This window comes from Ruegeria meonggei (assembly GCF_900172215.1).
Classification (GTDB): domain Bacteria; phylum Pseudomonadota; class Alphaproteobacteria; order Rhodobacterales; family Rhodobacteraceae; genus Ruegeria; species Ruegeria meonggei.
Genome location: NZ_FWFP01000003.1, coordinates 115,330 through 134,555, shown reverse-complemented (window position 1 = coordinate 134,555; position 19,226 = coordinate 115,330). Strand labels below are relative to the sequence as shown.

Annotated in this window: 20 protein-coding genes; 13 read left to right on the top strand and 7 right to left on the bottom strand. The window is 57.6% G+C overall.

The window, feature by feature from the left end; genetic code table 11:
* The first annotated feature begins 26 nt into the window (after nucleotides 1-26).
* Entirely contained in the window at nucleotides 27-1,010 is a 984-nt protein-coding gene (locus tag RUM8411_RS05765) for a hypothetical protein (RefSeq protein ID WP_085821740.1), read from the top strand.
* 3 nt (nucleotides 1,011-1,013) lie between these two features.
* On the opposite strand, the gene RUM8411_RS05760 is transcribed toward RUM8411_RS05765, so the two are convergent.
* Entirely contained in the window at nucleotides 1,014-1,319 is a 306-nt protein-coding gene (locus tag RUM8411_RS05760) for a DUF6476 family protein (protein WP_085821739.1), read from the bottom strand.
* On the opposite strand from RUM8411_RS05760, the gene RUM8411_RS05755 reads away from it, so the two are divergent.
* The 5 genes from RUM8411_RS05755 (at nucleotide 1,318) to RUM8411_RS05735 (ending at nucleotide 5,813) form a co-directional block, all read left to right on the top strand.
* The gene (locus tag RUM8411_RS05755; protein WP_085821738.1) at nucleotides 1,318-2,352 is read left to right on the top strand and encodes an RluA family pseudouridine synthase; all 1,035 of its coding nucleotides are present in this window, start codon (nucleotides 1,318-1,320) and stop codon (nucleotides 2,350-2,352) included. The genes RUM8411_RS05760 and RUM8411_RS05755 overlap by 2 nt on opposite strands.
* Before the next feature lie 146 nt (nucleotides 2,353-2,498).
* A complete protein-coding gene (gene rpoH / locus RUM8411_RS05750; RefSeq protein ID WP_085821737.1) occupies nucleotides 2,499-3,395 on the top strand; it encodes an RNA polymerase sigma factor RpoH in 897 nt (298 codons plus the stop codon).
* Between the two features lie 214 nt (nucleotides 3,396-3,609).
* On the top strand, nucleotides 3,610-4,584 hold the full coding sequence (locus tag RUM8411_RS05745) for a Gfo/Idh/MocA family protein (RefSeq protein ID WP_085822005.1): 975 nt from the start codon (nucleotides 3,610-3,612) through the stop codon (nucleotides 4,582-4,584).
* A gap of 58 nt (nucleotides 4,585-4,642) precedes the next feature.
* Nucleotides 4,643-4,912 (top strand): DksA/TraR family C4-type zinc finger protein, encoded by a 270-nt coding sequence (locus RUM8411_RS05740; protein WP_085821736.1) that lies wholly within the window; start codon nucleotides 4,643-4,645, stop codon nucleotides 4,910-4,912.
* A 13-nt stretch (nucleotides 4,913-4,925) separates the two neighbouring features.
* Nucleotides 4,926-5,813 carry a DMT family transporter gene (locus RUM8411_RS05735; protein WP_085821735.1) on the top strand — a complete coding sequence of 296 codons (888 nt, stop codon included), beginning with the start codon at nucleotides 4,926-4,928 and terminating at the stop codon, nucleotides 5,811-5,813.
* On the opposite strand, the gene RUM8411_RS05730 is transcribed toward RUM8411_RS05735, so the two are convergent.
* The 3 genes from RUM8411_RS05730 to RUM8411_RS05720 all read right to left on the bottom strand — a co-directional run bounded on the left by RUM8411_RS05730 (nucleotide 5,814) and on the right by RUM8411_RS05720 (nucleotide 8,992).
* The gene (locus RUM8411_RS05730; protein ID WP_085821734.1) at nucleotides 5,814-7,634 is read right to left on the bottom strand and encodes a M3 family oligoendopeptidase; all 1,821 of its coding nucleotides are present in this window, start codon (nucleotides 7,632-7,634) and stop codon (nucleotides 5,814-5,816) included.
* Nucleotides 7,635-7,724: 90 nt separating this feature from the next.
* A complete protein-coding gene (locus tag RUM8411_RS05725; protein ID WP_085821733.1) occupies nucleotides 7,725-8,702 on the bottom strand; it encodes an alpha/beta fold hydrolase in 978 nt (325 codons plus the stop codon).
* Nucleotides 8,702-8,992 (bottom strand): SCP2 sterol-binding domain-containing protein, encoded by a 291-nt coding sequence (locus RUM8411_RS05720; RefSeq protein WP_085821732.1) that lies wholly within the window; start codon nucleotides 8,990-8,992, stop codon nucleotides 8,702-8,704. The genes RUM8411_RS05725 and RUM8411_RS05720 overlap by 1 nt, the downstream gene beginning before the upstream one ends.
* A 31-nt stretch (nucleotides 8,993-9,023) precedes the next feature.
* Here RUM8411_RS05720 and RUM8411_RS05715 point away from each other — a divergent pair, with 31 nt between their 5' ends.
* The 6 genes from RUM8411_RS05715 to RUM8411_RS05690 all read left to right on the top strand — a co-directional run bounded on the left by RUM8411_RS05715 (nucleotide 9,024) and on the right by RUM8411_RS05690 (nucleotide 14,936).
* Nucleotides 9,024-9,632 (top strand): tetratricopeptide repeat protein, encoded by a 609-nt coding sequence (locus RUM8411_RS05715; RefSeq protein ID WP_085821731.1) that lies wholly within the window; start codon nucleotides 9,024-9,026, stop codon nucleotides 9,630-9,632.
* A gap of 22 nt (nucleotides 9,633-9,654) precedes the next feature.
* Nucleotides 9,655-12,468, top strand: coding sequence for a helicase-related protein (locus tag RUM8411_RS05710; RefSeq protein WP_085821730.1), 2,814 nt, complete (start codon nucleotides 9,655-9,657; stop codon nucleotides 12,466-12,468).
* 6 nt (nucleotides 12,469-12,474) lie between these two features.
* Complete coding sequence (locus tag RUM8411_RS05705; protein WP_085821729.1) at nucleotides 12,475-12,843, top strand: RNA-binding S4 domain-containing protein; 369 nt, start codon at nucleotides 12,475-12,477, stop codon at nucleotides 12,841-12,843.
* Nucleotides 12,844-12,908: 65 nt separating this feature from the next.
* The gene (gene fdxA, locus RUM8411_RS05700; RefSeq protein ID WP_085821728.1) at nucleotides 12,909-13,247 is read left to right on the top strand and encodes a ferredoxin FdxA; all 339 of its coding nucleotides are present in this window, start codon (nucleotides 12,909-12,911) and stop codon (nucleotides 13,245-13,247) included.
* A 283-nt stretch (nucleotides 13,248-13,530) separates the two neighbouring features.
* Nucleotides 13,531-14,049, top strand: a complete 519-nt coding sequence (locus tag RUM8411_RS05695; protein ID WP_085821727.1) for a CarD family transcriptional regulator — start codon at nucleotides 13,531-13,533, stop codon at nucleotides 14,047-14,049.
* A 116-nt stretch (nucleotides 14,050-14,165) separates the two neighbouring features.
* Nucleotides 14,166-14,936: an ion channel gene (locus RUM8411_RS05690; RefSeq protein ID WP_085821726.1), complete on the top strand. Its 771-nt coding sequence runs from the start codon at nucleotides 14,166-14,168 to the stop codon at nucleotides 14,934-14,936.
* Here the strand turns inward: RUM8411_RS05690 and cobS are convergent.
* The gene (gene cobS / locus RUM8411_RS05685) at nucleotides 14,933-15,697 is read right to left on the bottom strand and encodes an adenosylcobinamide-GDP ribazoletransferase (protein ID WP_085822004.1); all 765 of its coding nucleotides are present in this window, start codon (nucleotides 15,695-15,697) and stop codon (nucleotides 14,933-14,935) included. The two genes, RUM8411_RS05690 and cobS, sit on opposite strands and share 4 nt — an antisense overlap.
* Nucleotides 15,698-15,776: 79 nt before the next feature.
* Here cobS and cobT point away from each other — a divergent pair, with 79 nt between their 5' ends.
* Nucleotides 15,777-16,790, top strand: coding sequence for a nicotinate-nucleotide--dimethylbenzimidazole phosphoribosyltransferase (gene cobT / locus RUM8411_RS05680; RefSeq protein WP_085821725.1), 1,014 nt, complete (start codon nucleotides 15,777-15,779; stop codon nucleotides 16,788-16,790).
* A 30-nt stretch (nucleotides 16,791-16,820) separates the two neighbouring features.
* Here the strand turns inward: cobT and RUM8411_RS05675 are convergent, their stop codons facing one another.
* Complete coding sequence (locus RUM8411_RS05675; RefSeq protein WP_085821724.1) at nucleotides 16,821-18,701, bottom strand: monovalent cation:proton antiporter-2 (CPA2) family protein; 1,881 nt, start codon at nucleotides 18,699-18,701, stop codon at nucleotides 16,821-16,823.
* A 19-nt stretch (nucleotides 18,702-18,720) separates the two neighbouring features.
* Nucleotides 18,721-19,176 (bottom strand): Lrp/AsnC family transcriptional regulator, encoded by a 456-nt coding sequence (locus RUM8411_RS05670; protein WP_085821723.1) that lies wholly within the window; start codon nucleotides 19,174-19,176, stop codon nucleotides 18,721-18,723.
* Between the last annotated feature and the right edge of the window lie 50 nt (nucleotides 19,177-19,226).

Here is a 19,226-nt window from a genome sequence, read left to right as displayed (position 1 = left end):
TCCAGCTCTGACTCAGGAGGTATCTGATGCTTTGGCTGCATATGGGGATGCCCAAGACGGGCACCACTGCGCTGCAGGGGTACGTGCGCAATAATGCAGATCAACTTGCAGATGTCGGATTGCGCTACATGGAAGCGGGGCGGCGCAGGCTGGAAGGCAGCACGCGCCTTGCGATCAGCCACAACATCATCGCGTTTCACATCAACCAGAATCAGCATCCAATGGACCCGTTTCGCGAAATGATGACCCGCGAATACGAGGCGCATCACGATCAGACCTGCCTTGTGTCATCGGAAATGTTCTATTCCTGCGATCTGACCAAGTTGGCTCAGGTTTTTACGGAAATACCGTCGCGAGAATTGCGGATTACCTTCTATTGCCGCCGCTATTCAGACTTTTTTGAAGCGGATTACAAGCAACGCGCCAAGAATGGCCGGTTGAACAGCAGCCCATCGGATTTCGTGCGGAATCGGTTGGACAGAATTAAAGCCAACCCTCAAAGCTACAGTTTTTCGGCAAAGCTGGCGCAAATCCGTCAGTCCTTTCCCGGCGTGCAGGTTATCCCGACCTTATACGAGCGCGCTGAGATGGTGCGGGGACATGTGGTGGACGATTTCATGGCGCAGGTCGGTGTGCCGTTGCCTGAAGGGGGGGCAATAGATCGCCCTTCGAACCCGTCGCAATCACGCGCGGCCAGCGAGGCTTTTGGCGTCGTTTCGCGCGCAATAGGTCGGCGAGAAAGCCGACGCCTGCGGCGGCGTGTGGTCGATGATCTGGTCATGGTTCGGCGGCATGACGTTCTCGAACCGGATGAGCGGGCCTGGTTGGATGCGTTTTTGACTGCGGAAGATGCGCCATTTCAGCAGGAGTTCTTCCCGGATCGACCTCAGTTGTTCTCTCCGGTTGAGCTAAGCGAAGAGGAACAAGCATTCCGAAGGGACACCGCCGAAGAGTATGATGCCCTGCGCAGGGCGTCCGAGATCGTGTTTCGCATGGCTTTGGAAACCTAAAGATCAGGGCTCGACCGTGATTTCCTGGCGCTGGCGCCCGGTCGTCTTGTCGAAGATTAGAATGCGATTGTCGTCCGTTACCACTGCGTACCAATTGCTTCCGATTGTGACAGCCTGGGCTTTTGCGCCGTTCGGCAGTTCGACCTGATCGGGGAGGGTGGGGGTTCTGTCCGATAGTCGGATGACAATCAGTGCGAATGTCACTAGAACCCCGCCAATCATCACCGCGGTCAGCAGCATGACCATTCTCCGCAGCAAGCGTAGCTGTGGCGTTTCCTGCGGTTCCTGGGGTTCGGAAGGGACAGTCATGAGCACCCGTCAGATTGAGTTTCAGATTGCGGCCGATCCGCCGCCACGCCTTGATAAGGCGCTTTCGCGGGATGTGCCAGCCGAGGAGAGCCTGTCTCGTACACGTTTGGCCCGGTTGATCGAAGAAGGAGCCGTTCGGATCAACGGCACAGAACTGCGCGATCCCAGGGCCAAAGTGGTCGAAGGTGCAACGGTGACAGTAACCGTGGCCGAAGCCGAAGACAGCCATATCGGCCCCGAGGATATTCCGCTGCAGGTTGTCTACGAAGACGCGGACCTGATCGTCATTAACAAACCGGCTGGAATGGTCGTGCATCCGGCGCCCGGATCGCCGAACGGGACGCTTGTGAACGCACTGCTGCACCATTGCGGCGATGACCTGTCCGGGGTTGGCGGCGTCAAACGCCCGGGGATCGTGCACCGTATTGACAAGGAAACAAGCGGATTATTGGTTGTTGCGAAATCTGACGCGGCGCATCACGGATTGGCCGCTCAGTTCGAGGCCCACAGTGTCGAACGCTATTATCGGGCGATTTGTTATGGTGTGCCCGATGCTAATGACCCACGTCTGCGCGGGGTTAAGGGCGTCAGCTTTGAGCCCGGCAATATCATGCGATTGACTACACAGTTAGCCCGCCACAAGACCGACCGACAGAGACAGGCTGTGTTGTTTCATGGCGGGCGGCACGCTGTGACCCGCTCTCGGGTGGTTGAGACATTTGGCACTCCGGCTGGTGTGACACTGATCGAATGCTGGCTGGAGACCGGGCGCACCCATCAGATTCGCGTTCACATGGCCCATGCAGGCCACGGGCTGGTGGGCGATCCGGTCTATGGAGGAAAGCGCAAACTAGCCGCAAAAGCCTTCAACACGGACGCTTCTGACGCGGTCCGGTCGTTTCCCAGACAGGCGCTTCACGCTGCGGTTCTTGGCTTTCAACACCCTGTGACAGGTGAAAACCTGAGGTTTGAGGCGGATCTGCCAAAGGACATGGAAAACCTGATTGAACAGCTTCGTGCACCGCTGTCATAATGTGCAAAGACGCGTGAATAACAATTTCTTAGCTTTCCTTTATCGATCGTTAATCCCAAACTGTTAACGGTACCTCTTGAATGGATCGGGAAGGTTTCCCATATCCTATGTTAACGACTTAAACATTTGTCGGAGGGACATGAAACATGGCAAATTACGCAAATCTCCCCGCGCCGACGCCGGAAGGCGGGCTGAACCGCTATATGCAGGAAATTCGCAAGTTTCCCCTGCTGGAGCCAGAAGAAGAGTACATGCTCGCCAAACGTTGGGTGGAAGAGCAAGATACTAAGTCTGCTCATAAAATGGTCACATCGCATCTGCGGTTGGCGGCCAAGATCGCTATGGGTTACCGCGGTTATGGCCTGCCACAGGCCGAAGTGATTTCCGAGGCCAATGTCGGCCTTATGCAGGCGGTCAAGAAGTTCGACCCCGAAAAGGGCTTTCGGCTGGCGACCTACGCGATGTGGTGGATTCGCGCATCGATCCAGGAATACGTTCTGAGATCGTGGTCGATGGTCAAATTGGGTACCACATCGGCGCAGAAAAAGCTGTTTTTCAACTTGCGCAAGGCCAAAGCCCGTATCGGCGCGTTGGAAGAGGGGGATTTGCGCCCTGAAAACGTGGCACGGATCGCAAATGACCTTGGAGTGACTGAAACTGAGGTGATCAGCATGAACCGCCGGATGTCCGGTGGCGATGCCTCGCTGAATGCGACGGTCGGATCCGAAGGCGAAGGGACCATGCAGTGGCAGGATTGGCTTGAGGATGAAGATGCCGACCAGGCTGGCGATTATGAGGCGCGCGACGAACTTGATGCGCGGCGTGAATTGCTGGCGGCGGCGCTGGACGTTCTGAACGACCGGGAAAAGGATATCCTGACCCAGCGCCGCTTGATGGATCAGGCTGTCACTCTGGAAGAGCTGAGTACCCAGTACAATGTTAGCCGCGAGCGCATTCGTCAGATCGAAGTGCGCGCTTTTGAGAAACTGCAAAAAAAGATGCGCGAGCTTGCGCGTGAAAAGGGTATGCTCAGCACGGTCTGAGGATATTCAGTCGAAACGAATAGGCCCGCCAAATCTGGCGGGCTTTTTTGTAACAAAATCGGACGACTCCTCGGTTCTGATGCCGGTTTTTCGTTGGCCAAGGTCAGAGAAAAGCCTGACTTCGCAGCGGTTGATTGATACAGATGTCATGACGCAGAACTGTTAGCGGTAACTTGCGGGTTTCGGCATACGGGAACCAATGGCGGAGGAGATGATGCATAAACCAGTAGAATGGGGTGTTCTTGGGGCTGCGAAGTTTGCGCGCCAATTCATGGCTCCGGCAATCCACGCCGCAAATGGAGCACGCCTGGCCGGGTTGGCCACTTCAAATGTGGGCAAGGCTGAACCGTTTCAGGCATTTTGTCCGGATTTGACCATCTATGACAGTTACGAAGCGCTGCTGGCGGATCCCGCGATTGAGGCCGTCTATATCCCGCTACCCAATCACCTGCATGTGGAATGGAGTCTAAAGGCGTTGGACGCCGGCAAGCACGTGTTGTGCGAAAAGCCGATGACCATGGCCGCGACTGAGTTCGAATCTTTGATCCAAAAGCGCGATGCGACCGGGTTGCTGGCGGCTGAGGCGTATATGATCGTGCACCATCCGCAGTGGCAGTTTGTCCGCAAGCTGATCGCTGACGGGATCATCGGGAAACTGGTGCATGTCACAGGGGCGTTCAGTTTCGACAACCGGACGGATGTTACAAACATTCGTAACAAGGCAGAAACTGGCGGCGGCGGTCTGCGGGATATCGGCGTCTATGTGATTGGCGGTGTGCGCTTTGCAACCGGGCAAGAGCCGGTTTCTGTCGAATCCGCCATTCGGTGGGAGGACGGAATTGATGCGTTCAGCGAAATTCGGGCTCGGTTTCCGGATTTTACGTATTCCAGCTATGTCTCGATCCGCATGCATCCGTACCAAGAGATGGTGTTTCACGGGGAAGGGGGTGTCATCCGTCTGACCACGCCGTTCAACGCGCGGGTCTTTGGCGAAGCGCGGGTTGAACTGCACCGTCCGGGTCTTGAGGTTCAGGTCACGCGATTTCCCGGTGACGACCATTATAAGCTGCAGGTCGAGGCGTTTTGCCGGTCGGTCCGCGAAGGGGACGAATATCTGTGCCCGCTGGAGTTTGCGCGCGGGACGCAAGAGATGATCGATCTGGTTTTTGACAAAGCCGTTGCGCTCTGACTTGCCACGCCGCGCCCGGCTCGGCTAACCTGACGGGCATCTGATCAGGAGGAGACCGATGGCAGGCGGCTGGGCGCGAGATGGCGCGGTAAGTGAACAGATTGAGGCATCCATTTCGGATGAGCTCGCCCGGATGCAGTCAAAAAAACGCCCGATGGGCGAAAGCCTGACCCATTGCGCTGAATGCGAGGAACCAATTCCGGAAAAGCGACGCATGGCGCTGCCTGGCGTCAAATTGTGCCTTGAATGCCAGCAGGAACGCGACGGAGCTTTTAAATCCCGTGCGGGCTTTAACCGGCGCGGGTCCAAAGACAGTCAGCTGAAGTAACCAGGTCAGGAAGATGGCGGCAACTCAGTCGAAACGGCCGCTATTACAAAACGGGCTGGTTCTTGGGTTCGTTGCTGCGTTTCTCTGGGGCACGCACAGTGTCATTGTCCGCTATCTGACCAGCGATTTGGGTGGGCTTCAGATCGCAGTGACCCGCTTGTTTATCGCGGCACTGGCCATTTACTGCATGTTGCGGGTGATGCGGGTTTCGGTGTCGATCCGATTGAGCGACTGGAACTTTCGACTGGCCGTTTTGTCCACGGTCGTCAATTACATCCTGTTCCATATCGGGCTTGAACACACAGGTGCCGCGAATGCGATGGTGCTTGAGAATACAGCTCCGTTCTTTGTTCTGGTCTTCCTGTATTTCTTTGCTGATACGCCAGTTACGCGCACCGACGTTCTGGCCACCACTTTGGCAATCCTGGGTGTCTTTCTGACTGTCTTCCGCGACTTTCAGGGGGGCGGAGAGCCTTTGTTCGGAGATCTGCTTGAAATCGGTGCCGGCCTGAGTTGGGCGGTGTTCCTGATTTCCAGCAGCCGGGCGATGCACAGCTCGGAATCAACCGCCGAGCGATTGAGTTTCCTATTCGGGATATTCTTGTGCTCGGGCTTGCTTTTGGTTCCACTGGCCGCTTTTACGCTGCAGGTTCCGACAGTCAACGATGTGGTGTTCCTGATCCTGCTAGGGGTGCTACCGACCGCCTTGGCCTATTACCTGTGGTACGAGGCCGCCGCGCGGGTCTCGACGCTGACGGCGACCTTGATGTTCGCCGCGTCCGTGGTGTTCACCTTTATCAACTCAGCCCTGTTTCTGGGGGCCGCAATCACACCGGTTGCGGCCCTTGGGGCCGTACTGATCGTGGCCGCCATCTTCCTGACGACCAAAAGCCAGATGTGATCAGTCTTCCATCGCTTCCAACTCGTCGATGAAGCCCGAGATCATCGACAGGCCCTTGTCCCAGAATTTCGGATCGCTTGCATCCAGCCCGAATGGAGCCAACAGCTCTTTGTGGTGCTTTGATCCGCCCGCGCGCAGCATCTCGAAATACTTATCCTCGAACCCGTCCGAACCGCTTTCGTAAACCGAGTAAAGCGCGTTCACCAATCCGTCGCCAAAGGCATAGGCATAAACATAGAAGGGCGAGTGGACGAAATGTGGGATGTAGGACCAGAATGTCTCATACCCGTCCATGTATTCAAACGCGGGCCCAAGGCTTTCGGCCTGGACGCTCATCCACAGGGCGTTGATGTCATCAGGGGTCAGCTCGCCCTCGCGGCGGGCGGCGTGAAGCTTGCATTCAAAGTCATAGAAGGCGATCTGGCGCACGACCGTGTTGATCATGTCCTCGACCTTGCCTGCCAGCAGAACTTTACGCTGTTCGGGCGTTTCAGCCTGATCCAGCATTTTGCGGAAGGTCAACATTTCGCCGAACACGGATGCAGTTTCGGCCAGCGTCAGAGGCGTCGATGACAACATCTCGCCCTGATCGGCGGCCAGCACCTGGTGCACGCCATGGCCCAGCTCATGCGCCAGGGTCATTACGTCGCGCGGTTTGCCAAGGTAGTTCAGCATCACATAGGGGTGCACTTCGGTCACAGTGGGGTGTGCAAATGCGCCGGGGGCCTTGCCCGGTTTTACCGCCGCGTCGATCCAGCCTTTGGTAAAGAACGGCGACGCGATGTCGCCCATACGGGGGTCGAATGCGTTATAGGCATCCATCACCATCTTTTCGGCCTCATCCCAACCGACGACACGAGTGTCTTCCATCGGCAATGGCGCGTTGCGGTCCCAGACCTGCATGACGTCCAACCCAAGCCATTTACGCTTTAGCTCATAATATCGGTGGCTCAGCTTGGGGTAGGCGGCGACAACGGCGTCGCGCAGGGCTTCAACAACTTCGGGCTCGACATCGTTGGACAGGTGGCGACCGGTTTGCGGTGTTGGCACGTTGCGCCAGCGGTCTTCGATTTCCTTTTCCTTGGCCTGCGTGTTGTGAACGCGGGCAAAGATCTTGATGTTGTCGGAAAAGACCGCCGCCATCTCGCGCGCCGCGGCCTCACGGACCGAGCGGTCCTGTTCGGTTAGCAAATTGGCAGTGGCTTCAAAATTCAGCTCTTCGCCATCAACGGTAAAGGTCAGGCCAGCGATGGTTTCATCGAACAGGCGTTCCCATGCGTCGCCGACAACGCCCATGTCATGCAGGAATTTCTCTAGCTCGTCGGACAGTTGATAGGGCTTCATCGCACGGACGCGGCGGAATACAGGCTCGTAGCGCGCCAGCGCGGCGTCGCTGTTGAAATGGGCTTTCAGAACGTCATCGTCGATGCGGTTGATCTCAAGCGTAAAGAACACCAAGGGTGTGGTGAAGATCGTGATCTTTTCCTGCATGTCCGACAGGAATTTGGCGCGCTCGGCATCTGTCGTCATCTGGTAATAACGCAGGCCCGCGAAGGACATGATGCGGCCCGCGATGGTGTTGATCTTTTCGTTACGCTCAACGCAGGTCAGCAGTTCACCAGCATCCAGATCGGCCAATTTACCTTCGTAGTCGGCGGCAAATGCGGCGCATTCGCCTGCAAGCCAGTTTAGATCGCGATCCAGTTCGGGTGCGTCTTCCGATGCATACAGATCGGTCAGGTCCCACTCTGGAAGGTTGCCGAGATTATCGGCCCCGCCAATTGCATTTGCGTCACGGGCTGGAAAGGGAAGGTCGCGCATGGATCACCTCGGAAAATCTGCTTTGGCAAACATCTAGGCGTGGGCGGCGTGGATCACAAGCCGCCTTTGTTCGGGTATCCTGTCAGCCTGTCAGCTTGTCAGCGCAGGCTGTGGGCTTGGATTTTTCTGGGTCGCCAGAAAATGGGCTGCCAACTGGTCGAACACAGGTCCGCGTACATCTGGCGCTTCCATCATGACCTCGTGTTCACCATCGGGGATTTCGACCAAGGTACCATTCGGCCAATTCGCCATCCGTGCCCGGATCGCCTTGCGGTCGACGATTTGTTCGTGACTTCCCAGAAAAGTCAGGCAGGGCGTTGCAGGCGCGGTCTGATCCATCAGCCACGCGCATTCGTCCAATGCTTCGCGCAGCCAGATCGTTGACGGGGCGCCTAGCGCCAGTTCGGGATGCGCCGCCAACTGGTCCTGCATCATTTTATACATTGCCGGATCACGGGTCAGCATGTTGCCTTTAAACGGTTGCGCCAACACATAGCTTTCCAGCGTCGTGGTCGGGGGGGTCTTTTCGCCCAGGCCGATCCTTGGGCCCCAATAGGCCGTCAGGCGGCTGAGCGGTTTCATGATCGGCGTAAAGAATATGCCCCACATCGGGCCGGTAAAGGCGCAGGCCGCAAAGCAATCGTGTTCCAGCACGGCCCGCAGACCGATGGCCCCACCCATCGAATGACCAATCACATACCAGGGCTGTGGAAGGTCCAGTTCGGTTGCCAAATCCAGCGTAGCCTGAACGTCTTTCTGATAGTCCGCAAAGCTGTCCACGTGACCGACGCGCGGGTCATCCAGCAGGCGATCCGCCAGCCCCTGTCCCCGCCAATCAACGGAAAGGCAGGCAAACCCTCTGCCTACGAACTCGGACGCTGTGCCGCCGTACTTTTCGATGTATTCGGTGCGGCCCGGGAACATCATTATCGTTCCACAAGCCTCCTCTTCGGGCAGCCAATGGGCCACGCGAATTCGTGTATTGTCCGAGGTGTTCAGCCAATGGGCCTGACCACCGGCAGGAGCGCCGGCCACGTCTTCAAACAAAGGGGCCGGCGAAAAACCCATCAGGCCAGTGCCGATGCCAGTTGCATGGCGACACCCATGTCACCGTCCACAGTCAGTTTGCCGGACATGAAAGCACCGGTCGGGTTCAGTTCACCGCTGAGGATTTGCTCGAACGTGTCGGCATCTGCGCTCATGGTTACATCAGCGTCGTCTTCGCTGACGCGTGCGCCGTTTGCGTCCACAATGATTGATCCCATACCGGCGATTGCGAATTTGGCCGATGCGCCAAAATCACCGCCCGACAGTTTTTCGTTCAGCGCTGCTGCGGCTTTTTCCAGGGTTTCGCTCATGGTTATCCTCACTTTGATTTGTGCGCAGGGAATGGACATCCCTTGGCGCTACGCTACACTGAACGTTGTTATGGGCATTGCAAGCAACAATCTCAAATGTATCGTCGCGGCAACGGCGCTGCTAGTCACGTTTTCCATTCCTTGTCTTGCGCAACAGGCAGATTCTCGGGATGAGATAGAGCTATTGCAGCAACTGGTGCAATCAACTCCGGATCAGGCGATCAGCATTGATCGGCAACTCAAGGCGCTGTGGTCGCTTTCTGGTTCGGCCTCAGCGGATCTTCTATTGGAACGCGGGCGCGAGGCGCTTGATGATGGGGACGCCACGGCCGCGATCGAACACCTGACCGCGCTGACCGATCACGCCCCCGATTTTGCCGAAGGCTGGCACCTGCGCGCATCAGCCTTTTTTGGTGTCGAGCGCTTTGGTATGGCCGCAGCCGACTTGGAGCACGCGTTGACGCTGAACCCGAATAATTACGAGGCAATCTACGGATTGGGTTTGATTTTCGAAATAGTCGGGCAGCCTGATAAAGCGTTCCAGGCCTATGAGCGCGCGCTGTCTATACATCCCCATCACGAAGAAGTAACCAATGCTGTGAATCGACTGAAGCCTCAGGTCGAGGGCTCGGCCCTCTGAAGAACCGGGGCAGGGGGCAAAGGTGAGCGGGTCATCCCGAATCGTGGCCGTTCTTGGCCCAACCAACACAGGTAAAACCCATTACGCGATCGAGCGCATGCTGGGGCACCGGACGGGTGTGATCGGTCTGCCGCTGCGCCTTTTGGCGCGCGAGGTCTATGACAAGATCGTCGCCATTCGCGGCCCGTCTGTGGTGGCCCTTGTCACCGGCGAAGAACGGATCGTGCCGCCGCGTGCCCAATACTGGGTCTGCACGGTCGAGGCGATGCCCGAGGGCATGGGGGCCGATTTCCTGGCCATCGACGAAATCCAGCTGTGCGCTGATCCTGAGCGTGGCCATGTGTTCACCGACCGCCTGCTGCGGTCGCGCGGCACCAATGAAACGCTGTTTCTAGGCTCTGACACTATGCGAGGCCCGATTGCAGCGCTGGTTCCTGAGGCGCAGTTTGTGCGTCGCGAACGGATGTCGCAGCTGGTCTATTCTGGTTCGAAAAAGATAAGCCGCATGCCCGCGCGCAGTGCCATTGTCGGGTTCTCGGTCGATAACGTCTATGCCATTGCCGAGCTTCTACGTCGCCAGAAAGGCGGGGCGGCTGTAGTTATGGGCGCACTCAGCCCCCGGACACGGAACGCGCAGGTCGATCTGTATCAGAACGGCGAGGTTGACTATCTGGTCGCCACAGACGCCATTGGCATGGGGCTGAACCTGGATGTGGATCACGTAGCGTTTTCGGCGCTCAGCAAGTTTGATGGCCGCCGGATGCGTCCTTTGGCTCCGAATGAATTGGCTCAGATTGCCGGGCGGGCCGGGCGTGGCATGTCGGATGGCACCTTCGGCGTGACAGGTGAAGCTCCGCCGTTGGATGATGGTGTTGCGCAGGCGATCATGGACAGCCGCTTTACGCCGATGAAAAAGCTGAACTGGCGGAATGCCGCTTTGCGCTTTGGCTCAATTGACGCCCTGATCGACTCGCTCGAGGTCAGCCCGCAGGGCGAGCATCTGATCAAAGCGCGCCCCGCGGACGACCTGAACGTGCTGAAATCCCTGTCGCAAGTGACCGAGATCATGGCGCGCGCCAGCGACGGCCCATCCGTCCGGATGCTGTGGAATGTGTGCCGTATCCCCGATTTTCGCGGTATCAGCCACGCTGAACACGCCAGTCTGCTCGAGGTGATCTACGGCCACCTGCACGAGAGCGGTACGATCCCCGATGACTTCATGGCGCGACAAATTCGCCGGATCGACCGCACCGATGGCGATATTGATGCATTGTCCAAAAGGTTGGCATATATTCGCACCTGGACATATGTTGCGCAACGAAACGGCTGGGTGCGTGACGAATCCCATTGGCGCGCTGAAACCCGCGCTGTAGAAGACAGAGTGTCAGACGCGTTACACGACCGTTTGACTCAGCGATTTGTGGACCGGCGCACGTCTGTGTTGCTGCGCCGGCTCAAACAGAAGGAGGCCCTTTTGGCCGAAGTAAATGACAAGGGTGAAGTGACCGTCGAAGGCGAATTCGTCGGTCGTTTGGAAGGGTTCCGGTTTACCCCGGACAAAAGCGCGCAGGGAACCGAGGCGAAAGCTTTGAAATCGGCATCGCTGCAAGCACTCGCGCCGCAATTCCATCTGCGTGCCGACCGCTTCTATAATGCGCCCGATACCGAAATTGATTTTACCGATCAGGGTGGCCTGATGTGGGGCGAATATGCCGTCGGCAAACTGGTTGCCGCGGCCGAACCTCTCAAGCCGATGGTCGAAGTGTTTGTGGATGAGGCCGCTGGGCCGGATGTTGAACAGAAGGTTCAGCGCCGTTTGCAGCATTTCATCGACCGCAAAGTAGCCGCGCTGTTCGAGCCGCTGCTTACCTTGTCGCGGGACGAAGAGCTTTCGGGCCTGGCGAAGGGATTTGCGTTCCGCATGGTCGAAGGGCTGGGCATTCTGCCCCGCGCTGGCGTTGCGCAAGATGTCAAAGATCTGGATCAGGATGCCCGTGGCGCACTGCGCAAGCACGGTATTCGGTTCGGTCAGTTCACAATCTTCATGCCGTTGCTGCTCAAGCCCGCCCCGACGCGTCTGCGCTTGGTGCTGTGGGCTCTCACCAATGGACTGCAGGAATTCCCTGACGCACCGCCTCCGGGTCTGGTGACGGTGCCAGTCGCCAAGGATGCGCCGCAAGGCTACGACACTATGTGCGGATATCGCGACGCCGGTGAGCGTTCGATCCGCATCGACATGCTGGAACGTTTGGCTGATATGCTGCGTGCCGAAGACAGCAGGGGCGGTTTTGAAGCCAAGCCCGACATGCTGTCCATTACCGGTATGACGCTGGAGCAGTTCGCGGACCTGATGCAAGGGCTGGGCTACAAGGCCGAGCGTGGCGAGCGCGAAAAGGTCAAGGTAGCTCTGGTCGAGGCCGAAAAGCCAGCGACAGAGGCCTCAGCGCAGCCAGCCGCCGAAGAAACCACCGTGCCCGAGGCCGAACCCGAAGAGGTCGCCGCACCCGCCGAGGCGCCAGCCGAGGCCACCGCAAGCACCGAGGCGGCAGCCGAGGCTTCCGGATCGGACGAGCCCGAAGTTGAAGTGTTCTATTCCTTTACCTGGGGCCGTCAGCGTCAGGCCAATAGGGGTCCGCGTCGCGAGCCGCGGCAAGGGCAGGCCAAAGGCAAGCCACGTGGTAAACCTCAGGACGGGCGCGGAAAGCCACAAGGCAAGAAGGGTGGCAAACCGCAAGGTGCCAAGTCCTTCTCCTCTCGGCCTCCGAAAAAGGAAAAGGCCATCGATCCGGATAACCCGTTTGCTGCCGCGCTGATGGGTTTGAAGGACGGTAGCTGATCGCAGATGGCTGATGCGGCCAAGCTGCGGATCGACAAATGGTTGTGGCAGGCGCGGTTCTTCAAGACCCGCAGCCTGGCCGCCAAACAGGTCAGCAGTGGTCACGTCAGGCTGAACGGACACCGGGTCTTGAAACCGGCGCAAGTGGTTGGATCCGGTGATGTTCTGACTTTCCCTCAGGGGCGTGTTGTTCGCGTCGTTCGCATTGAAAAGCTTGGTGAACGGCGCGGTCCGGCGCCCGAGGCGCAAACACTGTATTTCGATATGTCTGAAAAACAGGACACACCGCCGCGAAATCCGGGTTTCGAAGGAAAAGGTCGCCCTACCAAGAAGGATCGGCGCGCGCTTGATCTTTCTCGCACGTCAGGGGACTGATCCTACCTTGAAGATAGCGCAATACTGGACTAGCTAAACGACAAAGCGCAAACGGGAAACCAATTATGACCTACGTCGTCACCGAAAACTGCATCGCCTGCAAATACACCGACTGTGTCGAAGTGTGTCCGGTGGACTGTTTTTACGAAGGTGAGAACACGCTGGTTATTCATCCTGACGAGTGCATCGACTGCGGTGTGTGCGAACCGGAATGCCCCGCCGATGCGATCCGCCCAGACACCGAACCAGGAATGGACCAGTGGGTCGAATTCAACCGTAAATTCTCGGAACAATGGCCGGTGATCGTGACTAAGAAAGACCCGTTGCCCGACGCCGAAGAGCGCGACGGCGAAGAGGGCAAGATGGAAAAGTATTTCTCAGAAGCGCCCGGCGAAGGCGGCTAAGCGATTCGCGCTCTGAACTTGCTGGTTCAGATGTAAAAACATGCCTTATTGCCTTGAAATTCCTGATGTTTCAGGATCTCGGAATGGCCTGCGCTTTTAAGTGTCGCAATTTTGTGATATACTCAAAAGCTGAATGATGAATGAGATGGGGATGTACTCCGTAAGTATGATTACTTTGGAGTTCTGATTTTTTGGAAAACCAAACACCTGACGGGGCCGGGGATGGCACCGGCTTGTGTGTTTTGTTGTCCACGCCTCGCTCTGTAAACAAGGATGAACCTGTATGTCTAAGTCGAAAAAGCTTGAGTTCCGCCCGAATGACTATGTTGTTTACCCCGCGCATGGCGTGGGTCAGATCATTTCGATCGAAGAGCAAGAAGTCGCGGGATACTCACTCGAGCTGTTCGTCATCTCTTTTGAAAAAGACAAAATGACCCTGCGGGTACCGACCAACAAGGTGACTGAATCCGGTCTGCGGTCGCTCAGCTCGCCGGATGTCATCAGTCAGGCGATGAAAACGCTGAAGGGTAAGGCTAAGGTGAAACGCGCCATGTGGTCGCGCCGGGCGCAGGAGTATGAGCAAAAGATCAACTCAGGCGACCTGATCTCGATCGCGGAAGTGGTTCGTGACCTGCACCGTACGGACGATCAGCGCGAGCAGAGCTATTCTGAGCGCCAGCTCTATGAGGCGGCGCTGGAACGTCTGACCCGCGAAGTCGCGGCCGTTTCTGGCGCAGGAGAGGTTTCGGCCGCCAAGCAGGTGGATGAGGTTCTGGTCTCACGTGCACCCGCCGCCGCCTGATTGCAGAGAATTGTGGATTTGAGGCCGCTCCTTCCCGGGGGCGGCCTTTTTTCATGTCTGGTCGCTTGGTGAAATCCGCATTTGCAGCTAATTTCCCAGTAGCTAGAGGCGGGTAGATGGTCAGATTGAAGCAAACCGTTAAGTTTCTGTACGTCGCGCACGACCCTGTCTCGGTTTGGTTCCGGTACGGCCTGATCGTGTTTGACGCGGTTTCTATCGTGTTCTTCATCGCCACTGCCAACGTGACACATGGGCCGGGAATTACATTTGCCAGCTTATGCATCGGATTGGTGATCCTTGTGGATTTTTTGGCCCGGCTGTGGATCGCCAAGGATCGTTGGAAACTGCTGCGCAAGGTTTACACGCTGGCGGACATTGTGGTGATTGTCTCGCTGCTGCTGGATCCGTTTTTGCCAGGAAACCTGGCTTTTGTCCGGATCCTGCGCGCCTTGCGCCTGATCCATTCCTATCATTTGCTGCGGGATCTGCGGCGCGACAGTCAGTTCTTTCGCACCCATGAAGATGCGGTAATTGCCGCGATCAATCTGATGGTGTTTGTCTTTGCGACCTCTACGGCAGTTTTGGTCTTCTTCATTCCGGACAGCAGCCAAACCGCCTATATCGATGCGCTTTACTTTACCATGGCCACGCTGACCACAACCGGGTTTGGCGACATTACTTTGGACACACCGGGGGGAAAGCTGTTTTCGGTGTTTATTATGGTGGTAGGGGTGGCGCTGTTTGTGCGATTGGCCCAAGCGATCTTTATGCCGCAGAAGGTGCGCCATAAATGCCCCAGCTGCGGGTTGTACCGCCATGATCCCGATGCGGTACATTGCAAGCACTGCGGCGAAGTCCTGAAGATCGAAACCGGCGGAACGGTCTAAAGCGCTGCGACAGCAACGGCGAGGAACGAAAGCTCTGCCAGTTGTTGTGTTGCACCCAGAACGTCGCCGGTCTGGCCGCTGATCTTGGTTTTTGCCAAACCGGCCAAACCAGCAATAGTCACCGAGGCGATCAGTATAGCGATCAAAGCTCCGGATCCCATCAGAACTAAGGCGCAAACAACCGCCAAAACCATCCCAACAAGGACGGTTCTGACACTTGGTCCGCCGACCGTGTGGCTCAGCCCAGTATTGCGGGCATTGGGCAAGGCCGCCATCAGCACCGGCATAAAGGCGCGCGAGATGATGCAGGCGGCAAGGATCGCCCCATAGAGACCGGCCGTCAGCAAGGCCCCCATCAGGATTACCCGCAGCACTTGTGAAAAGATCAGCGCCAGAACGCCATAGGTCCCGATATGGCTGTCCTTCATGATTTCCAGCCGACGTTCGGGCGTGAAACCACCCCAAAACCCATCAACCGTATCGGCCAGCCCGTCCTCGTGCATGGCACCGGTGCTGATCACCAAAGTTGCAATCAGCAGAACCGCACCAGCCGTCGGGGGCAGGGTAAGCGCCATTGCAGCCCAGCCCACACCACAGGCCAACAGCCCGACAACCATTCCGACTACCGGAAAGGCCCAAGCGGCGTCGGCCTGCCGGGCAAACACATTCTCGGGCAGGCGCGGCACGGGCAAGCGGGTCAGCAGGACCAGCGCCAGCGGAATATCCCACACGGAAAAGGGTTTGGTGTCGTTTTTATGCACTCCCGCGCCTTTCGGGGTCTTGTTGGTCTGGACGGTTCGGTTAAACACACAGGACCACTCTGATGCAACGAGGCTTTGAATGCTGCCCGAACTTAGTGACATGAAAACCTTTCGTGAGGCTCTTAATGGGGATTCGGGGCCGGATGAGGCCGCGCTGCAAGGAGCGGCTGACCGCAACGGGCAGCTGACCAAACCGCCCGGGGCGCTTGGTCGGCTTGAGGACCTAGCGATCTGGTATGCAGGCTGGCGTGGGGATGCCCGACCGCTAATATCTGCACCGCAGGTCATTGTGTTCGCTGGAAATCACGGCGTGACAGCGCAGGGTGTTTCAGCCTTTCCGCCAGAAGTGACCGTGCAGATGGTCATGAACTTTGAACATGGCGGCGCGGCGATCAATCAACTGGCCAAAGCGGCGGGCGCGACAATGGACGTGCACGCGCTGGAACTGGACCGCCCGACTGCAGATTTCACCACAGGTCCCGCAATGACCGAGACCGAACTTGTGCAGGCCCTGCGCGTCGGATGGACGGCCGTGGACCCCAATGCCGATCTTTTGGTAGTCGGAGAGATGGGCATCGGCAACACCACCCCGGCAGCTGCCATTGCCTGTGCCCTGTATGGTGGTGATGCCGCTGACTGGACCGGGCGTGGAACCGGTGTAGACGATGCCGGGCTGGCCAACAAAACCCGTGTGGTGGCCGAGGGCGTTACTTTGCACGCAGATTCTGGTGACGGGCTGGATATTCTACGCTGCCTGGGCGGACGAGAGATTGCGGCTATGGCCGGTGCGATAGCAGCAGCGCGTATCCTACGCATTCCGGTTGTTCTGGACGGCTTCATCTGCTCGGCGGCTGCGGCCTGTCTGGCGAATGTGCGCTCGGATGCTCTGGATCACGCGGTGGCAGGCCATCAAAGTGCCGAGGGTGCGCACGGCGCTGTTCTGGCGCAGCTTGGCAAGAAACCCTTGCTTGATCTGGGCCTGCGGTTGGGCGAAGGCTCGGGCGGGGCGTTGGCGATCAACATCCTCAAAAGCGCCGTGGCGTGCCATTCGGGGATGGCGACCTTTGCCGAGGCAGGTGTCTCGGACGGGTAAACAATGCCTCCTGATCCGGGTTTGACCAGATCAGGCAGACTTTTTGGCGTGTTTTTCAGCCAGCTCTAAAAGCTCTGTTTCCAGATCCTTTTCAAGCTGTTGCGCCCGTTCGATGTATTTCTTGTTTTCCCCTGTGGGCATTCCGGGAATCCACAATTCAGCCAGTTCGCGAACCGAGGTCCGGTCGTGATGGTAAAAGGTCTGTTCGGCCTGCGCGGCCTCGTATTCGCTTAGACCCGTATTTTCCAGAACATAGCGACCAGCCCGGAGCGAGCTGTCAAACATCTCGCGCACGATATCGTTAGCCCCGGCCTGGTACAGCTCGTAGACATGTGTCCGGTCGCGCGCACGCGCAACGATATGCAGGTCCGGGCGCTGACGCCGGGCGTAGCTTACCAAACGGGTAACTTGTTTCGGATCATCCATCGCAGCAACCAGCACGGTAGCTTTTTCAAGCCCTGCCGCCCTCAGCAATTCCGGGCGGGTGGGATCGCCCAGAAACCCTTTGACGCCAAAGCGGCGCATCAGCTGAACTGTCTCGATGTCGTGATCCAGAACTACGGTTTTTAACCCGCTGGCGCGAACAAGGCGGTTCACGATCTGACCAAAGCGCCCAATACCCGCGATGATCACCGGCCCTTTCTCATCAATCTCGTCGGGTTCAGGGGTAGGTGTGCCATCGCCGATACGGCGGGACAACACATCGTAGATGATGAACAAAAGCGGTGTGATCAGCATGGTCAGTGCGATGATCATCAGCAGTTTTTGCGACAGGTCGGGGGGAATGACATTCTGTTGTGTTGAAAAGGCCAGCAGAACAAATCCGAACTCGCCGGCCTGCGCCAACCCAAGCGCAAACAGCCATTGGTCACGCCCACGCAGGTTAAAAGCGCGCCCGACTACGTATAGAATAATCCCCTTGGTCAGGATCACCAAAAGCGCCAACCCGATCAGCTCTAACGGGTCGTTGAAGAAATAGGCGACGTCGATTCCGGCCCCGACGGTGATAAAGAACAGGCCCAGAAACAGGCCCTTGAAGGGTTCAAGGTCGCTTTCCATCTCATGCCGGAATTCCGAACTGGCCAGAACAACGCCAGCCAGAAACGCGCCCAAAGCGGGGGACAGGCCCACAAGGGTCATCAGGAAGGAAATCCCGACAACGATCATCAAGGCCAGAGCGGTGTACATCTCGCGCAGGCGGGTTGCGTGGATAAACCGGAATAGGGGGCGGGTCAGGTAGACGCCCGCCAGAATGACAAAGGCAATGGCGCCAAGGGTAACCAGCGTGACCGCCCAGCCGGGCAGGCCTTCGACCAAAGACAGGCTGTGGTGTCCGGCGCCGTGCAGGTCCTTTGCAGCGCGGTCGATCGATCCGTCGTTTTCGATATGGGGAATGGCGGGCAAGGCCAGCAGCGGCAGAAAAGCCAGAATGGGAATGACCGCGATATCCTGTGTCAACAGCACCGAAAAGGTCGCGCGACCGCCATTGGTACGCATCAGGCCCTTTTCCGACAGTGTTTGCAGAACAATCGCAGTGGAGGACAGTGACAACGTTAAACCAACAGCCAGCGCCACTGACCAGGGATGGTTCGCATACATGGCTACACCGGCAATCGCGGCGGTCGACAAACCAACCTGCAATCCGCCGAGTCCCAATAGCCGGTCACGCATATCCCATAAAGCGCGTGGCTCAAGCTCTAGCCCGATCAGGAACAGCATCATCACCACGCCGAACTCGGCCACGTGCTGCAGGCTTTCAGTTTCAGCGCCCACAAGGCCAAAAACCGGGCCGATGACGATGCCAGCGGCCAAATACCCCAACACAGATCCCAACCCCAGACGTGCCGATAAGGGCACGGCGATCACGGCAGCTGCCAGATAGATCGAAGCCTGGTAGAGGAAGTCGTCCATTTTCGTCCTTTCGGTCGGGTTACGTCGGCAATGGCGCGTCGCGTTTAAGTTGATCCATCACGATCTGGCTTTGAATCCGTGCCACGGCAGGATGCGGCAGGATCACCTGATGAAGCAAGCGATTGAGCCCGGATAGATCGTCGCAATAGACATGTAGCAGGTAATCTGCTTCGCCGGTCATCGTCCATGCGCTGGTGATCTCAGCGCGGGTATCGACCAGACGGGCAAAGCTCTCGGATTGCTCTGGCCCATGGGTGCCCAGATGCACCTGAATGAACCCTTGCACGTGCAGCCCCAGCTTTAGCGGGTCCAGCCGAGCGGCATAGCCGGTGATGTACCCCTCGGCCTCTAGCCTCTGTCGGCGCCGACCAGCCTGACTGGGCGACAGGTTGAGCAATTCGCCTAATTGGTGCGCGGTCAGATGGGCATCCTTTTGCAATGCGGACAGCAGGCGCGTGTCGGTGGAATCCAGCATATGCGGAAGTTCTCCAGATTTCGTCTAAACGATGCGGGTTTTGCGCGTTT

Coding starts and splice junctions, on each gene's coding strand:
- RUM8411_RS05735 (WP_085821735.1), top strand. CDS start 4,926: ATGGCGGCAACTCAGTCGAAACGGCCGCTATTACAAAACGGGCTGGTT.
- RUM8411_RS05740 (WP_085821736.1), top strand. CDS start 4,643: ATGGCAGGCGGCTGGGCGCGAGATGGCGCGGTAAGTGAACAGATTGAG.
- RUM8411_RS05730 (WP_085821734.1), bottom strand. CDS start 7,634: ATGCGCGACCTTCCCTTTCCAGCCCGTGACGCAAATGCAATTGGCGGG.
- RUM8411_RS05720 (WP_085821732.1), bottom strand. CDS start 8,992: ATGAGCGAAACCCTGGAAAAAGCCGCAGCAGCGCTGAACGAAAAACTG.
- cobT (WP_085821725.1), top strand. CDS start 15,777: ATGCTGCCCGAACTTAGTGACATGAAAACCTTTCGTGAGGCTCTTAAT.
- RUM8411_RS05695 (WP_085821727.1), top strand. CDS start 13,531: ATGTCTAAGTCGAAAAAGCTTGAGTTCCGCCCGAATGACTATGTTGTT.
- RUM8411_RS05675 (WP_085821724.1), bottom strand. CDS start 18,701: ATGGACGACTTCCTCTACCAGGCTTCGATCTATCTGGCAGCTGCCGTG.
- RUM8411_RS05690 (WP_085821726.1), top strand. CDS start 14,166: ATGGTCAGATTGAAGCAAACCGTTAAGTTTCTGTACGTCGCGCACGAC.
- RUM8411_RS05705 (WP_085821729.1), top strand. CDS start 12,475: ATGGCTGATGCGGCCAAGCTGCGGATCGACAAATGGTTGTGGCAGGCG.
- rpoH (WP_085821737.1), top strand. CDS start 2,499: ATGGCAAATTACGCAAATCTCCCCGCGCCGACGCCGGAAGGCGGGCTG.
- RUM8411_RS05715 (WP_085821731.1), top strand. CDS start 9,024: ATGGACATCCCTTGGCGCTACGCTACACTGAACGTTGTTATGGGCATT.
- fdxA (WP_085821728.1), top strand. CDS start 12,909: ATGACCTACGTCGTCACCGAAAACTGCATCGCCTGCAAATACACCGAC.
- RUM8411_RS05745 (WP_085822005.1), top strand. CDS start 3,610: ATGCATAAACCAGTAGAATGGGGTGTTCTTGGGGCTGCGAAGTTTGCG.
- RUM8411_RS05765 (WP_085821740.1), top strand. CDS start 27: ATGCTTTGGCTGCATATGGGGATGCCCAAGACGGGCACCACTGCGCTG.
- RUM8411_RS05670 (WP_085821723.1), bottom strand. CDS start 19,176: ATGCTGGATTCCACCGACACGCGCCTGCTGTCCGCATTGCAAAAGGAT.
- RUM8411_RS05760 (WP_085821739.1), bottom strand. CDS start 1,319: ATGACTGTCCCTTCCGAACCCCAGGAACCGCAGGAAACGCCACAGCTA.
- RUM8411_RS05725 (WP_085821733.1), bottom strand. CDS start 8,702: ATGGGTTTTTCGCCGGCCCCTTTGTTTGAAGACGTGGCCGGCGCTCCT.
- RUM8411_RS05755 (WP_085821738.1), top strand. CDS start 1,318: ATGAGCACCCGTCAGATTGAGTTTCAGATTGCGGCCGATCCGCCGCCA.